Source organism: Isoptericola sp. F-RaC21 (assembly GCF_038593535.1).
Taxonomy (GTDB): Bacteria; Actinomycetota; Actinomycetes; order Actinomycetales; family Cellulomonadaceae; genus Isoptericola.
In genome coordinates this window covers 182,207-197,552 of the sequence record NZ_JBCFYX010000002.1, presented here as the reverse complement: position 1 = coordinate 197,552, position 15,346 = coordinate 182,207, and the positions used below count along the sequence as shown (strand labels likewise).

The 15,346-nt window shown below is 75.2% G+C and carries 9 protein-coding genes; 2 read left to right on the top strand and 7 right to left on the bottom strand.

Going from position 1 to position 15,346, the window contains the following annotated elements:
* Nucleotides 1-64: 64 nt before the first annotated feature.
* The 4 genes from AAG589_RS06235 to AAG589_RS06220 form a co-directional block, all read right to left on the bottom strand.
* On the bottom strand, nucleotides 65-6,169 hold the full coding sequence (locus AAG589_RS06235; protein ID WP_430566409.1) for an Ig-like domain-containing protein: 6,105 nt from the start codon (nucleotides 6,167-6,169) through the stop codon (nucleotides 65-67).
* 264 nt (nucleotides 6,170-6,433) lie between these two features.
* Nucleotides 6,434-7,483: an NAD(P)/FAD-dependent oxidoreductase gene (locus AAG589_RS06230; protein WP_430566408.1), complete on the bottom strand. Its 1,050-nt coding sequence runs from the start codon at nucleotides 7,481-7,483 to the stop codon at nucleotides 6,434-6,436.
* Complete coding sequence (locus AAG589_RS06225; RefSeq protein ID WP_430566407.1) at nucleotides 7,483-8,007, bottom strand: isoprenylcysteine carboxyl methyltransferase family protein; 525 nt, start codon at nucleotides 8,005-8,007, stop codon at nucleotides 7,483-7,485. Before AAG589_RS06225 ends, AAG589_RS06230 begins: the two co-directional genes overlap by 1 nt.
* Entirely contained in the window at nucleotides 8,004-9,104 is a 1,101-nt protein-coding gene (locus tag AAG589_RS06220) for a type III polyketide synthase (protein ID WP_430566406.1), read from the bottom strand. Before AAG589_RS06220 ends, AAG589_RS06225 begins: the two co-directional genes overlap by 4 nt.
* 151 nt (nucleotides 9,105-9,255) lie before the next feature.
* On the opposite strand from AAG589_RS06220, the gene AAG589_RS06215 reads away from it, so the two are divergent.
* Nucleotides 9,256-10,104 carry a UbiA family prenyltransferase gene (locus AAG589_RS06215; protein ID WP_430566405.1) on the top strand — a complete coding sequence of 283 codons (849 nt, stop codon included), beginning with the start codon at nucleotides 9,256-9,258 and terminating at the stop codon, nucleotides 10,102-10,104.
* Between the two features lie 65 nt (nucleotides 10,105-10,169).
* Nucleotides 10,170-10,748, top strand: coding sequence for an A24 family peptidase (locus tag AAG589_RS06210; RefSeq protein ID WP_430566404.1), 579 nt, complete (start codon nucleotides 10,170-10,172; stop codon nucleotides 10,746-10,748).
* Nucleotides 10,749-10,784: 36 nt separating this feature from the next.
* On the opposite strand, the gene AAG589_RS06205 is transcribed toward AAG589_RS06210, so the two are convergent.
* The 3 genes from AAG589_RS06205 to AAG589_RS06195 form a co-directional block, all read right to left on the bottom strand.
* Nucleotides 10,785-11,729 carry a polyprenyl synthetase family protein gene (locus AAG589_RS06205; protein WP_430567153.1) on the bottom strand — a complete coding sequence of 315 codons (945 nt, stop codon included), beginning with the start codon at nucleotides 11,727-11,729 and terminating at the stop codon, nucleotides 10,785-10,787.
* Between the two features lie 205 nt (nucleotides 11,730-11,934).
* A complete protein-coding gene (nuoN, locus tag AAG589_RS06200; RefSeq protein WP_430566403.1) occupies nucleotides 11,935-13,689 on the bottom strand; it encodes an NADH-quinone oxidoreductase subunit NuoN in 1,755 nt (584 codons plus the stop codon).
* On the bottom strand, nucleotides 13,686-15,341 hold the full coding sequence (locus AAG589_RS06195; RefSeq protein WP_430567152.1) for an NADH-quinone oxidoreductase subunit M: 1,656 nt from the start codon (nucleotides 15,339-15,341) through the stop codon (nucleotides 13,686-13,688). Before AAG589_RS06195 ends, nuoN begins: the two co-directional genes overlap by 4 nt.
* Nucleotides 15,342-15,346 lie beyond the last annotated feature (5 nt).

The window sequence follows — 15,346 nt, the reverse complement described above, 5'->3', positions numbered from 1 at the left end:
TGCGGGTCAGGGGCGTCGTGGCGGCGAGGCGCCGGCCGGACCGACGGTCCGGCCGGCGCGACCGCTACCAGGTGTATTTCGAGGTGGTACCGATGCTCGTCTTGATCCAGACCTGCCGGCCCGGCCAGCCGTAGTGGCAGAAGACCTCCTCGGTGGGCAGGTTGCCGCTCGAGTTCGTCTTCGCCGGCGACCCGTCGTGCATGATCGACAGCGTCGACTTGTTGAACTGCCCGTTGGAGTCGTTGCAGGTGTACGTGAACGACTTGTTCTTCGCGGCGTTCTTGATCGTCAGGGTCAGGTAGCGGCACGACGAGTCGGTGCACTCGCCGTACGGGTCGTTCCGGGCGTCGCCGCCCTTGCCGACGGTGAGCGTGGGCTTGGGCGCGGCGGCGGTGGTGCCGGACTTGCTGACGTAGGCGCTGCACCCGGCGGCGTTGCAGGCGCGCGCCTTGAGCGTGTAGCTCTTCGAGTACGCGGCCGGGACGCCCACGCTGAACGGGTAGCTCGTCGAGCTGCCGCTGCCCGTCCAGGACCGCTGGTACTCGATCCGCTTGAGCGTGCTGCCGCCGTTGCTGCTCGGCTGCGTGACCTTGAACGACCCGTCCTTCGTGCCGCTGCGCGCCCACGAGACGCCGGGCGTGCCGGGCTTCGTGAACGGCTTGACCGCGTTCGACTTCCCGGACCAGTCCGAGCAGGCGTACTCGTTGCACGCGCGCACCTGGAACGAGTAGCTCGTGCCGTTCTTCAGCCCGGTGTACGTGAACGGGGTCGTGGCCTTGCGGGCGCCGGAGCCGTTCGCGCGCACCTGGTAGTAGCCGCCCGGCCCGCGGAAGGCGCCCGACGAGATGTTCGTCCAGGTGACCTTGGCCCGGCCACTGGTGCTGTCCGCGGCGAAGAGCGCCGCCTTGATCCCGCTCGGCGTCGTGGGCTTGCCGTAGGGCACGACGGCCTTGGACGCGGCGGAGGCCTTGCCCTTGCCGGCCTTGTTCTGCCCCGTCACGCGGAACGTGTAGGTGGCCTTGGTGCTCAGGCCCTGCACGGTCTGCGACAGCTGGCCGCCGGTGACCTTGATCGTCTTGTCCACCGACCCGCCCTGCATGACGTCGAGCCAGTACGTGGACGCCGTGTCGCCGTTGGCGGGCGCCGCCTTCCACGTCACCTTCACCTGGCCGCCGAGCGCGGTGTTCACGCGCGTGGCGGTGGGCGCCGCGGGCGCCCCGGGCTTGCCCGCCGGGATCTCCTCGGCCGAGTAGGCGCCCCAGTCGGACGGCTCCGGTGCCCCGTTCTCGGCCTGGACGCGCACCCGGTACGCGGTGCCATTGGTGAGCCCCTCCCAGCTCTTCGACGTGCCGCTGACGCACTCCTGCTGGATCGCCCCCGACGCGGGCGCCGGCGAGATCTCCAGGTTGACGCACTCGATCGGCGACCGGTCGGAGTACGACTTGTTGGTCCAGCTCACCGTGAGCTGCTTGTCGCCGAACTTCAGCTTCGGGGCCGCGGGCGGGTCGGGACGCTCGTCGGGGCGTGCGGTCGCGGAGGCGGGCGACGGCGACGAGGGGCCGACGTCGTTGTTCGCGACGACCGTGAACGTGTACTCCTGGTCGTTGGTCAGCCCCTTGATGGTGCAGGTGGTGCTGGCGCACTGCTGCTCGTCGCCGCGGCTGCTGCGCACCGTGTAGCCGGTGATCGGCGAGCCGTTGTCGTTCGGCGGCTCCCAGGTCAGCACCACCGTCTCGGAGCGCACCTCCTCGACGCGCGGCGCCCGCGGGGTCTCGGGCTTGCCGAGCACGGTGACGTGCACGCGCCCCTCCACCTCGCGCGCCGGGTCCTCGGTCGCGTCCTGGATGCGGTAGCGCACCACCATGACGCCCACGAAGCTGTCGTCGGGCGTGATCACGACCTGGTCGCCGGACACCGACACCGTGCCGGAGCCGGTCTCGCCCACGGCGCTGACCACGGTGAGCTTCTCGCCCGGGAACGGGTTCGTGTCGTTGTCGAGCACGCGGACCTTGGTCGCCTGGCCCTGGTGGGCGCCGGAGACCCGGTCGTCGTTGGCGCGCGCGAGCTCCCGCGTGGAGGCCACGACGCGGGCGTCCACCTGCCCGGACACGGGCGCGTTGGTGCCGTCGTTCGCGGTGATCTCGATCGGCACCGTGCTGCCCTTCGGCACCCCGGGGCCCGCCTGGACCTCGAGCTGGGTCCCGGCCACCGTGACCGTCAGGCCCTGCTTCGCGGCCTCGGCCGTGAACGTGAGCTCGTCGCCGTCCGGGTCCTTCGCGAGGCGTGCCAGGTTCAGCGTGCCGGTCTCGCCGGCCGCGACCTGGAGCTCGCCGTGCGTGATCTCGGGCGGCAGGTTCTCCGGCGGGACGACGACGACGGGCTGCGTCAGCAGCGCCTTCAGGCCGTCCGGGTCGTCCGGGCCCGACCCGTCGGTCACCTCGAACGTCACCGACGCCGGGCCGGAGTAGTCCTCGGCCGGGGTGTAGACGATCTCCTGCGGCCCGGTCACCTCGGCGGCGCCCTCGAGCCCGGAGACCTTCTCCTCCTCGGTCAGGCGGGGCTCGTGCCCGGGCGCGACCTCGACCACCTTCGTCAGGTCGAGCGTGAACGGCTCGCCCGCGACCACCTCGATCGGCGCGGCCTTGCGCAGCTTCGGCAGCGGCCGCTGGTCCTCCTTGAGGACGCCCGGCACGTGCACGAAGGCCTTGGCCTCCAGGCCGTCCACGTCGGTGACCGCGTACGTGACCACCTGGCGCTCGGCGGTCACGGGGACCACGAGCGTGTTCTTCTCGGTGACCCGGACTCCGGTCGCGGCCGTGGCGTCGTCCACCGACACCTCGAGCGCGTCCGCGGTGCCGTCGGGGTCGGCGTCGTTGGCGCGGACGTCCACGGTGACGGACCCCTTCGCCGCGTACGCGTCCTCGTCGCTCACGACGTCGTCCTGCGCCACCGGCCGCAGCAGCGGGGCGTCCTCGCGCGTCTTGACGGTGACCGCGGCGCCGGCGCGGGCGCCCAGCGGGTCCTGCACCGTGTAGTAGAAGGAGCCGGTGCCCTCCTCGGCGGGGCTCTCGACGACCACCTGGTCGTCCTTGACCTTGCCCTCGTACTCCTTCGCCGCCTCGAGCCCGTCGTCGACCAGGGAGATCTGGTCGCCGTCCGGGTCGGAGTCGTTCGACAGGACCGGCACGGCGACGGTGCGCTCCGGGCGCACGGTCACCTCGTCGTCGATGGGCGCGGGCGGCTGGTTGCCGTCGTCGGTCAGCGCGATGCCGACGCGGACCGTGCCCGTGGCCGTCGCGCCGCGCGCGTCCTGCACGGCGTACGTGAACGTGTCGGTGCCCGACGACGTCTCCCCCGCCGTGTAGACGAGCGAGCCCTCCTGGATCTCCGCGGTGCCCTTCGAGGGGGCGGAGGAGACGCCCGTGAGCGTCACGGAGTCGCCGTCCGGGTCGATGCCCTCGAGGTCGACGTCGACGCGCACGGCGGCGCCCGACAGCACGCGCGCCTCGACCTCGGGCGGCTGCGGGGCGGCGTTCTCCGCCCCGTCGCGCACGCGGATCGTCAGCTGCGCCGCGTCCTTCTGCCCGTTGGGGTCCGTCACCTCGTACACCGCGTGCGTGGTCCCGGCGGTCGGCCCGGCCTTGAACCGCACGTCCTCCCCCGCGACGAACGCCTCGCCGACGCCGCCCTCCGGCTCCTCGACGAGCTCGTCGTTCAGCGTGAGCTCCAGGCCGTCCGGGTGGGTGTCGTTCTCCAGCACCGGGACCGTCACCACGTCGCCGGTGTGCACGGTGACCTCGTCGGCCTCCGCCTCCGGCGGCTGCAGCTTCGCGGCCGCGGGCACTGGGACGACGCGGACCTCGCCGTCCGCGGTCTGCGTCCCGTTGGACGCCGTGTACCGCACCGTCACCGGCTCCTCGAGGCGGCGGTTCTCGGTCACGCGCAGCACGTGGTGCGCGAGCACCGCGACGCCCACGCCCGAGTCCTCCGGCGCCTCGACCGACTGCACCACGAGCACCCCGCCCGCGGGGTCGGTGTCGTTGGCCAGCACGTCGACGAGCGTGGAGCCGCCCGCCGGCAGCAGCGCGCGGTCGGCGACGACGACGGGCGCGCCCTGGGCGTCGTCCGGGGCGAGCACGTCGACCCGCACCAGGCCGGTCGACGCGGACGGGCCGTCGCTCACCTGGTAGGTGACGTCGTAGCTGCCCGGCGTCGACGACGTGAACGTGAACGTGTCGGTCTCCGTGCTCGGCGTGACGTCCGCCCCCGAGACCTCGGCGACGTCCGTCAGCTGCAGGTCGTCGCCGTTCGGGTCGGCGTCGTTGTCCAGCGGGGAGACGGTCACGGCCTCGCCCGCGAGCACCTCGACGTGGTCGTTCACCGGGATGGGCGGCTGCTGCCCGGACACGACGTCCACCAGCAGCTTGCCCTCCGCCGTCGCGCCGAGGCCGTCGGAGACCGTCAGGTCGATGACCTTGCGCCCCGTCGAGCCGCCGCCGTCGACCAGCTCGACCGTGCCGTCCGGCTCGAACGACACGTCGTCGCCCCGCGCCTGCGAGCTCGCGCTGGAGAGCACCAGGTCGTCGCCGTCGGGGTCCTGGAAGTACGGCAGCACGTCGATCGTCGCCGTGCCGCCGCTCTCCACCTTGAGCACCGGCTCGCCGGGCTGCGTCGGCGCCTCGTTCTCGCCCTCCGGGGAGACCTTGAGCGTGGTCGTGGCCTGCGCGGTGCCGTTCGGGCGCCCGTCCGAGACCTCGTAGGTGAACGACGTCGTCCCGGACACGTCGTCGTCGGCGACGACCTGCAGCGCGGCGCCGCCCATGATGCGCTGCACCTCGAAGCCGTCGGCCTCCGGCGGGTCGACGACCGACGCGGTGATCGTGTCGCCGTCCTGGTCGAAGTCGTTGGACAGCACCGGGAGCACGGTGGTGCGTCCGGGCCGCAGGCCCAGCGTCTCGTCCTTCGCCTTCGGGGGGTGGTTCGGCTTGTCCCGGTCGACGACGACCTGGTCCACCTGCTCGAGCGTGGAGTCCTCCGACTCGCCGTCGTCGCCCTCCTGGTCGACCGGCTCCTTGTCCTTCCAGTCGTCGACCTTCTCGAAGTTCTTCGCCGCCATCCACAGCGTGCCGGCGGCGAGGTCGTTGAGCACGACGAACTGCCGGTTCACGCGGTACTCGAGCGCCGTGTCGGTGCCGAGGCCGTCCAGCGTGGTGTCCAGGTCGCGGTCGGTGCCCTCGCAGTCGCGCAGCACCGCGCCCTGCCCCGAGGCCACCCACGCCGCGTACGAGCAGCCGGCCACCTGCACCGGCGCGGACGGCGTGCCGCCCGAGGAGCGCCGCAGCTGCCCCGTGCCGCCGCCGACCGGCTGGGAGAACAGGCCCTGCGGGGTCGCGACGAGCACGTCGTCCGCCTCCGCGGACGGCTGCTGCAGGCGCGCGTCCCCCGCGTCCGCGAGCTCCACCGTGTCCCCGCCGGCCAGGACGAGCTGGCCGCCGGTGCGGTCCAGGACCACCGGGTCGTCGCCCACCACGGTGACCTCGACGTCGGCCCCCTGGGCGACCGGCAGGTCGTGCCGCTCCGGCGCCCGCGGCGCCCCGCCCGCCGATGTCGGCACCTCGAGCAGCTCGCCCTGCGACGGCAGCGCCACGTACACGGTGCCGTCCGTGCCCACGGCGCCCGTCGCCTTGCCCTTGAACTCGGCGGTCGGGTCGGTGCGGTCCTCCTCGAAGCTGCTCGTGCCCTCGAACGGCAGCACCCACAGGCGCCCGCCCGCCGCGTCGACCACCGCGGTCGTCGCCCCGCCCGAGATCACCTGGGCGCCCTTGGGCGCCTTCAGCGCCCCGTCGAGCTCGAGGTGCGCCGGGTCGACGGGGGCCGCCGACGACGCGCCGTCGTCGTCGAGCAGCACGCGCTGGCCGGCCTGCTGGACGTCGAACGAGGAGCTGCCGGCGAGGAGCGTGCCGTCGAGGGCCTGCGACTCGTAGTTGAACCGGCCGACCTCGCCCGTCTCCGTCTTGGTCACCCACACGCCCGAGTCGTTGAGGTCCAGGTCGGCCGTGGCCTCCCCGTCGTAGACGACGGCCGCCGTGACGACGATCGCCGACACGGCGATCACGGACGTCGAGGACACGAAGCGGCGCTTGTCCTTCAGGGTGCTCGACCAGCCCATGGGCCAGGGACTCCTCGTTCGTCGGTTGCTGTGCGTCGGGTGGTGCGTTCGGGACCGTCGTCGGTCGGGATCACGTACGGCGTGCGGGCAGCGCCGCCCAGGATAGCCCGACGGTTGCCCCGGGTTGCGCGGGATGGGGACCTCTCCCCATGCGGCCCCCGCGGCGGCACAGCGTGGCGGAGACGGCGCCGCGCGCGCACGCGCTTCCGTCCTTCGGACACGCGCCCGCGCGACGCCCGCGCCGCCGCGGCCCCGGACCGGCCCTCAGCGCGCGAGGCGCTCCACGACGGCTCCGTACAGGCCTGGCGCCCGCACCGCGGCCGGCACGACGCGCCGCCGCAGCGGCGACGCCGCGGCCGCCACCAGGCCGGCGGTGAGGAGGCGCACCTCCCGGGTCGCCCGGGCCCACGCGCGCTCGTAGCCGGCCGGGTCGTCGAGGTGCGCGACGACGGCGCGCGCCTGCGCGAGCCCGACGCGCAGCCCCTCGCCCGTCAGCGCGTCGACGTAGCCGGAGGCGTCCCCCACCAGGCGGACGCGCCCGGCGGTGCGCGCCGTGCTGCGCACCCGCAGCGGGCCCGCGCCCCGGACCGGCCCGTCGGGCCGCGCGCCCGCCACCCGCTCCGCGAGCTCGGGCAGGGTGGCGAGCTCGGTCGCGAAGTCCGTGCCCGGCGGGCCGAGCAGGGCGACGCCCACGAGGTCCTCGGCCACCGGGGTCACGTACGCCTCGGCCCGCGGGCCCCAGTGCACCTCGACCAGGTCGGACCACGGCGGCACCCGGAAGTGCCGGCGCAGGCCGTACCGCCGCGGCCGGGCCGTGCCCCGGCCGGCGGCGCCCGCCTCGAGCCCGGCCTCCCGCCGCACGCGCGAGTGCAGCCCGTCGCACCCCAGCAGCCACCGCGCCCGCACCCCCGCCGTCGCCACGCCCTCGGCGTCCTGCACGACGGCGGCGGCGCGGCGGGCCAGCACCGTCGCCCCGGCGTCGAGCGCCGCCGCGTGCAGCGCCGCGTGCAGGGACGTACGGCGCACGCCCCGGCCCGGCCCGTCGCCGAACCGGTGGTCGGCGACCGCGCCGTCCTGCCGGTAGGAGATCCCGCGCAGCGGCCACCCCGGCGGGTCGATCCCCAGCCGTCGCACGGCGACCAGCGTGCCGGGCATCAGGCCCTCGCCGCACGCCTTGTCGATCGGCGCGGCGCGCGGCTCGAGCACCACGACGCCCAGCCCGGCACGCCGCGCCTCGATCGCGGCCGCGAGGCCGACCGGGCCTCCGCCCACCACGAGGACGTCGGTCTCGAGGTCGGCCCCGTCCCCCGCCATCACGCGGCCCCGGCCGCCCGCAGCGCGCGCTCCTCCGCGGGGATGCGGAACCGGAGCAGCAGCCAGGCGTTCAGCACCGTGAACGCCACCGCGGTCACCCACGCCGTGTGCACCAGCGGCAGCGCGAGGCCCTCCAGCACCACCGCCACGTAGTTGGGGTGGGCCAGCCACCGGTAGGGGCCGCGCCGCACGAGGGGCAGGCCCGGCACCACGATCACGCGCGTGTTCCACCGTGGCCCCAGGGTGGCGATGCACCACCAGCGCAGCGCCTGGCTCGCGAGGACCACGGCGAGCATCGGCCATCCCAACCACGGCACGAACGGCCGTTCGGCCACCACCACCTCCGCCACGCACGCCACGAGCAGGCCGGAGTGCAGCGCCACCATCGCCGGGAAGTGCCCGCGCCCGCTCTCCACGCCCCCGCGCGCGAACGACCACCGGGCGTGGCGCGCCGAGACCACCAGCTCCGCCACCCGCTCGAGCCCGGTGGCGAGGACCAGCAGGGCGTACAGCAGCACGCTCACGCGGGCGCCCCGGCCTCTCCGGCCTCTCCGGGCGCACCGCGCAGCAGCACCAGCTCGACGCCCACGCCCGGCCCGAACGCCATGAGCACCGCCCACCCGTCGGGCGGCGGCGCGCCGTCGTCGAGCGTCGCGGCGAGCACGTGCAGCACCGACGACGACGAGAGGTTGCCCTCGGCGGCGAGGGTCGCGCGGGTGCGCGCGAGCGCCGCCTCCGGCAGGTCGAGCGCGTCCCGGACGGCGTCGACGATCTTCGGGCCACCGGCGTGCACGACCCAGGTGCCGACGTCGCCCGGCTCGAGCCCGTGGCCGGCGAGCAGGTCCTTGACGTCGCCGGCCAGGTGCGCGCGCAGCAGCTGCGGGAGCTCCGCGGAGAGCACGATGCCGAACCCCGTGTCGCGCACCTCCCAGCCGAGGTGCCGCTCGGTGCCGGGGTAGAGGCGGCTGCGGGTGCCCACCACCGACGGGGACGGGCGCCCGGCCGGGCGCGGGACGTCGTCGCCCGCGACGACGACGGCGCTCGCCCCGTCGCCGAACAGCCCGGAGGAGACGAGGTTCGCGGTGGATCCGTCGTCCTGCTGGAACGTGAGGGAGCACAGCTCGACCGAGACCAGCAGCGCCACCTGGTCGGGGTGCCCCACCAGGTGCTCGTGCAGGTGCGCCAGGCCGGCGGCTCCCCCGGCGCACCCCAGGCCGAACGAGGGCATGCGCCGCACGTCGGGTCGCAGCCCGAGGCGTCCCGCGAGGGCGACGTCGAGCGACGGCGCGCCCAGGCCCGTGACCGTCGTGAAGAGGACGAGGTCGACGTCCCGCGGGCCGAGCCCCGCCGCCGCGAGCGCCGCACGGCACGCCTCCTCCGCGAGCGCCGTCCCGACGCGCGCGAAGTGGGCGTTGGCCTCGGCGAACCCCGTCGGTCGGGCGTACCCGGCCAGCGGGAGCGCCAGGTGCCGGGTGCGCACGCCCGAGGCGAGGTGCAGCCGCCGGGCCAGCTCGCGCCGCGGCCCCGCGGGGGCGAGCAGCGGCGCGACGACGTCCGCGATCCGTTCCTGCGGGTGCGCCGGCCCCGGCAGCACGGGGGCGACGGCCAGGACGCGCGACATGCTTCGCATCGTGGCACCGGTGCCGCTCTCCCGCGCGAGGGCCCTCGCCGAACAGGCGGTTGCTCCCGGAATGCGGCCCCGGACGGCCGCATTCCGGCAGCAACCGCCTGTTCGGCGCTCGTGGACGGGGCCGTCGGCGTAGGTTCCCGACATGACGACGACGCGGGAGCGGGCGCGCGGGATGCTGCTCGCCACGCACCCGGCGCCGGCGGCGGTGGTCACGGTGCTGGCGCTGGGGTTCGCCGTCGGCATCGGGCTGTCCGCGGGCCGCACGCTCCTCGTCACGGCCGCGGTGGCCGCCGGGCAGCTCTCGGTGGGGTGGAGCAACGACTGGCTCGACGCCGCGCGCGACCGGCGGGTCGGGCGCGCGGACAAGCCCACCGTGCAGGGCGCCGTCACGCCGCGGACGCTGCGGACCGGCGCGCTCGCGGCCCTCGCCGCGTGCGTCGTCCTGTCGCTCGCCACCGGCGCGGTGCCGGGGCTGCTGCACCTCGCCGCCGTCGCGAGCGCCTGGTCGTACAACGCGTGGCTCAAGGCGACGCCGCTCTCCTGGCTCCCCTACGCCGTGAGCTTCGGTCTGCTGCCGGCGTTCGTCGTGGCGGCCGGGCACGACGGGCGCGTCGTGGCGGGCTGGACCGTCGGCGCGGCCGCGCTGCTCGGCGTCGGCGCGCACGTCGCCAACGTGCTGCCCGACCTCGAGGACGACCGCGCCACCGGGGTGCGGGGCCTGCCGCACCGCCTCGGCCGCCGGGCGGCGAGCGTGCTGGCCCCCGTCGTCCTCGCGGCGGGCAGCGTCGTGATCCTCCTCGGGCCGCCCGGCCCGCCCACCGTGGCGTCGGGGGCGCTCACGGGGAGCGCCGTGGCCCTGGCGGTCGCGGCGGGCGCCGTGGGCCTGCTGCGTCCCCGCAGCCGTGCGCCGTTCCTGCTCAGCCTGGCGGTGGCGGCCGTGTGCGTCGCGCAGCTCGTCCTCGCGGCCGACGCCGTGGCCCTCCCGCGGTGAGCCGGGCCGTGCCCCGCTGTGCACGACGCGCCGCGCCGGCGGACCCCGGCGCATAGCATCCGCACGTGCCCCCGATCCTGCAGCGCGTCCGAGACGAGGTCGCGCCCCACCGCCGCCCCGTGGCGTGGGGAGCCGCGGCCGCCGTGGTGTGGGCGGTCTGGGCGAGCGGGCCCGGCTGGGCGACGCCGGCCCTCGTCGTCGCCGCGGCGGCGGGCGCCGCCCTGGGGGTGATCGACGCCCGGACGCACCGGCTGCCGGACGCCCTCACCTACCCGACGACGGCGGCCGTCGCCGTGCTGCTCGCGCTCGCGGCTGCGGCCGGCGGGACGTGGGACGCCGCGCTCCGGGCGCTGCTCGGGGCGATCCTGCTCGGCGGGGGCTACCTGCTGCTGCACCTCGCCCACCGGACCGGGATGGGCCGCGGCGACGCCAAGCTCGCCGTGCTCCTCGGCCTCGTCACCGCCTGGTACGGCTGGCCGACGTTCGCCGCCGCGGCCGTGCTGCCGTTCCTGCTCGGCGGGTCGTGGGCGATCGTCCTCATGGTCACGCGGCGCGCGTCGCGCACCACCGCGCTGGCGTTCGGCCCATACCTGCTCGCCGGCGCGGCCGTCGCGGTGACGTTCGCGCGGCTGGCCGCCCCGTAGCCGCCGAGGATCCCGCCGACGAGTCCGCCCGCTCGGTCAGGCCGTGCGGTCCGCGAGCGCCTCCGCGAGGTCGCCGAACGCCTGCTTCACGGGGCCGTCCTGCAACGGCGCCAGCTCCGCGGCGGCCTCGCGCGCCCACCGGCCGGCGAGGGCCCGCGTCTCGGCGAGCACGTCGTGCGCCCGCAGCTCGGCGACGACGGCGGCGAGGTCGTCGTCCCCGGCGAGGTCGCCGTCGAGCCGCGCGACGAGCGCCGCGTCCGCCTCGGAACCCTCGCCCCGCGCGACCCGCTGGCGCAGCAGCAGCACGGGCATCGTCGGCACGTGCTCGCGCAGGTCGGTGCCGGGCGTCTTGCCGGACTCCTCGCCGGAGGACGCGATGTCGAGCACGTCGTCCGCGAGCTGGAACGCGACGCCCACCTTCTCGCCGTACGCGCCCACGGCGTCGACGATCGCGGGCTCGCAGCCGCCGAACATCGCGCCGAGGCGCGCCGACGTGGCGAGCAGGGACGCCGTCTTGTCGCTGAGGACCTGCAGGTAGTGCTCCACCGGGTCGTCGTCGACGCCGGGGCCCATCGTCTCGTGCAGCTGGCCGAGGCACATGCGCTCGAACGTGCGCGACTGCAGCACCACCGCCTCCGGGCCGAGGCCGGCGACGAGCGCCGAAGCCCGGGCGAACAGCAGGTCGCCCACCAGGATCGCGACCGAGTTGCCCCACACCGTGTGCGCCGCCGGCGCCCCGCGGCGCAGCGGCGCCGAGTCCATGACGTCGTCGTGGTACAGCGACGCGACCTGGGTGAGCTCCACGACGACGGCCGCATCCACGAGCTCGGGGCGCGACCCGTCGCCGAGCTCGCCGGCGAGCAGGGTGAGCAGCGGACGGAACCGCTTGCCGCCGGCCGCGACGAGGTGGCGCGACGCGTCGTCGGCGAGGGCGTCGGCCGAGCCCACGGCGCCGTCGAGCGCCGCGTCCACCCGCGTCATGCGCTCGGCGAGCCGGTCGGCCAGCGCCGGGTCTGACAGCGGGATCGCCGGAGGTGCCGGGGCCGGCGTGGGCCGGGGCCGGTGGGCCGAGGCGGAAGGTGCGCGAGTCACTGTCCGAACCTATCCGGCCGGGGCGCCGAACACCGCACGGAGACGCCTCCCGGACGCGTCGGGTGCCTCACGCCAGAGCGGCGACGCCGCGCGCTCACGGGCGGAACTGTGCCGCCTGCCCCACGAGGTCCAGGGCCCCCGCGGGGAAGATGCCGAGCAGCAGCACGCCCACCGCGCACACCGCGATCGCGAACGCCGCCGGCCCGCGCGAGCCGACCACCGTCACGACCGTCCGCGAGACGAGCGTGCGCGTCGCCGTGCCCGTCACCGTGGCGGTGCCGCCGCCGGTCCCCTCGACGCGCTCGCCGCCCGCGCCCGGGGACGCCGTCGACGATGCCGCCTGGTTCTCCCGCCCCGGGGCCGGCGTCAGCACCATGAGCACGATGACCCGGACGTAGAAGAAGACGGAGACGGCGGACGCGAGCACGCCGAGCAGGGCGAGCGGCCACGCCCCCGCCTCGACGGCGGCGGAGAAGACGCCGAACTTCGCCACGAACCCGGCGGTGAGCGGGATCCCCGCCATGGACAGCAGGAACAGCGAGAACGCCGCCGTGAGCCACGGGGCCTGGCGGCCGAGGCCCGCCCACTGCGCCAGCCGCGTGGCCTCGCCCAGGACGACGCCGTCGTCCGGGACCGGCCCGCGGCCCGACCCGGCCTCGTCGTCGCCCGGCACGGTGCGCTCGCGCACCAGCGTGACGACGGCGAACGCACCCACCGACGCGAGCCCGTAGGCGAGCAGGTAGAACAGGACGGCCCGCGAGCCCGCCTCGTCCATCCCGACGACGCCCACCAGGAGGAACCCGGCGTGCGCGATCGCGGAGTACGCGAGCAGTCGCTTGACGTCGGTCTGCACGGCGCCGACCACGGTGCCGACCAGCATCGTGAGGATGGCGACCGCCCAGAGGGCGACCTCGACGTCGTGCCGGGTCGCGGGGTCCAGGCCGTTCGCCAGCGTGAACAGCACGCGCACGAGCGCGCCCATCGCCGCGGCCTTGGTGCACGCCGCCATGAAGCCGGTGATCGGCGTGGGGGCGCCCTGGTACACGTCCGGGGTCCAGGCGTGCAGCGGCGCGGCGCCGATCTTGAACAGCAGGCCGCTGAGCACCAGCAGCAGCCCCACCACCACCAGGGCCGGCATCGACCCGAGCGGCGAGACGGAGGGGTCCGCGAGCACCTGCACCACGCCCTGCAGCCGCACGGTGCCGGCGAAGCCGTAGACGAGCGCGATGCCGAAGACGAACAGCGCGGACGCGAACGCCCCCAGCACGAAGTACTTGAACGCGGCCTCCTGGCTGAGCAGCCGGCGGCGGCGCGCCGTCGCGCACAGCACGTACAGCGGCAAGGACAGCACCTCGAGCGCGACGAACATCACGATGAGGTCGTCCGTGGCCGGGAAGAGCAGCATGCCGCCGGTCGAGAACAGGAGCAGCGGGTAGATCTCGGTCTGCTGCAGGCCCGCGCGGCGCGTCTCGTCCTCGTACGCGGTGCCCGGCACCGCGGCCGCGGCCGGCGCGAACGCGTCCTGGCCGGTCGTGGTGCGCTCCGCGACGACGAGCACGCCCAGCAGCGCGCACACGCCGATCACGGCCTGCACGCCCAGCCCGAAGGGGGTCAGCAGGTACGACCCGCCGACCACGGAGACCGCGGCCTCCTGCACGCGGTCCCACAGCAGCGCGACCGCCACGAGCGAGCCCGCGAGCGCCACCAGGGCGAGCGTGAGCTGCGTCGTGCGCCGCGCCCGGGCGGGCACGAACGCCTCCAGCAGGACGCCGAGCACGCCCGCCGCCAGCACGATCAGCACCGGCGACACGGCCGCCCAGTCGATGGGCGGGGCGACGAAGTCGTTCACAGCGAGCTCCCCTCGGTGGTCGTTGTGGGTGCGCTCGTGGCCCCTCCCTGTCCGGTGTGTGGGGCCACGAGCGCACCCACAACGACGTCGGGCGGCGGGTCCGTCTCGCCGACCTGTTCGACGGCGACCTCCCCCGGCGCCCGCACGTAGTCGAGCACCGGCCCGGGCACGAGGCCGAGCACCAGCAGCGCCCCGACGAGCACGCCGGCCACGGTCCTCTCGCGGCCGTCGAGGTCGCGCGCGCCCTCGAGCTCGGGCGTCGTCGTGCCCGTGAACATGCGCTGGTAGGTGAGCAGCACGTACACGGCGGCCAGCACGACGGCGGGCACGGCCACGAGCACGGCGGCGGGCCAGCGGGAGTACGAGCCGAGGAACACCATGATCTCGGAGACGAACGTCGCGAGGCCGGGCAGCGCCGCGGCGGACAGCCCGGCGACGAGGAACGTGCCGCCCAGGATCGGGGCCACGCGGCGCAGGCCGCCGTAGTCGCCGATGAGCTGGCTCTGGCGCGGGTGCCGGGCGATCGCGAACCCGGCGATCAGGAACAGCGCGCCGGTGGAGATGCCGTGGTTGAGCATCATCAGGCCGGAGCCCGCGGTGCCCAGCGACGTGAACGTGAAGATGCCCAGGATGATGAACCCGAAGTGCGACACCGACGTGTAGCCGATGAGCCGCAGCAGGTCGCTCTGGCCGATCGCCAGGATCGCGCCGTACAGGATCGAGATCACCGCGAGCACGATGACGAACGGCGCCGCCCAGCGGCTCGCCTCCGGGAACAGCGGCAGGCACAGGGTGAGCATCCCGAAGGTGCCCACCTTGTCGAGCACGCAGATCAGGAGCGTGGAGGTACCGGGCGTCGCGTGCTGCGTGACGTCGGGCAGCCACGAGTGCACGGGGAACATGGGCGCCTTGATCGCGAACGCGAGGAAGAACGCGCAGAACATGAGCTTCTCGGCCGTCGGGTCGAGGGTCAGCCCGGTGAGGTTGTCGGTGAGGAAGGTCTGCGGACCGCGGTCCGCGGCGGGCACCTGCAGGTAGAGCGCGATGACGCCCACCAGCATGACCAGCCCGCCGGCCAGCGAGAACAGGAGGAACTTCACCGCCGCGTACCGGCGCTGCGGCCCCTGCCCGAACCCGCCGATGAGGAAGTACGCCGGGATGAGCATGGCCTCGAACACCACGTAGAACAGGAAGACGTCGCGCGCCACGAAGACCGTCACCATGAACGCCTCGAGCAGCAGCACGGTGGCGAGGTAGCGGCGCAGCCGCACGTGGTCGCCGCCCTGCTCGCGCCACGCGGCGAGGATCACCAGCGGCACCAGGCCCACCGACAGCGCCACCAGGAGCAGTCCCACGCCGTCGACGCCGACGGCGTAGCTGGCGCCGAGCGCCGGGATCCACGAGTGCGTCTCGGCGAGCTGGTGGCTGCCCGCGTCGCCGGTGTCGAAGGCGGCGAACGCCCCGACCAGCAGCGCGACCTCGACGAGGGAGCCGACCAGCGCGACCGTGCGCGCGGCACCCGCGCCGAACCTCCCCCCGGTGACCGGGCCGGCGGCCGGGCGGCCCCGCCCGACACCGGTGAGGGCCGTCGCGGCCGCCGCCACGAGCGGCCACACGATGAGGACCGTGAGCCAGGGGAACCCTGTGGACATCGTCA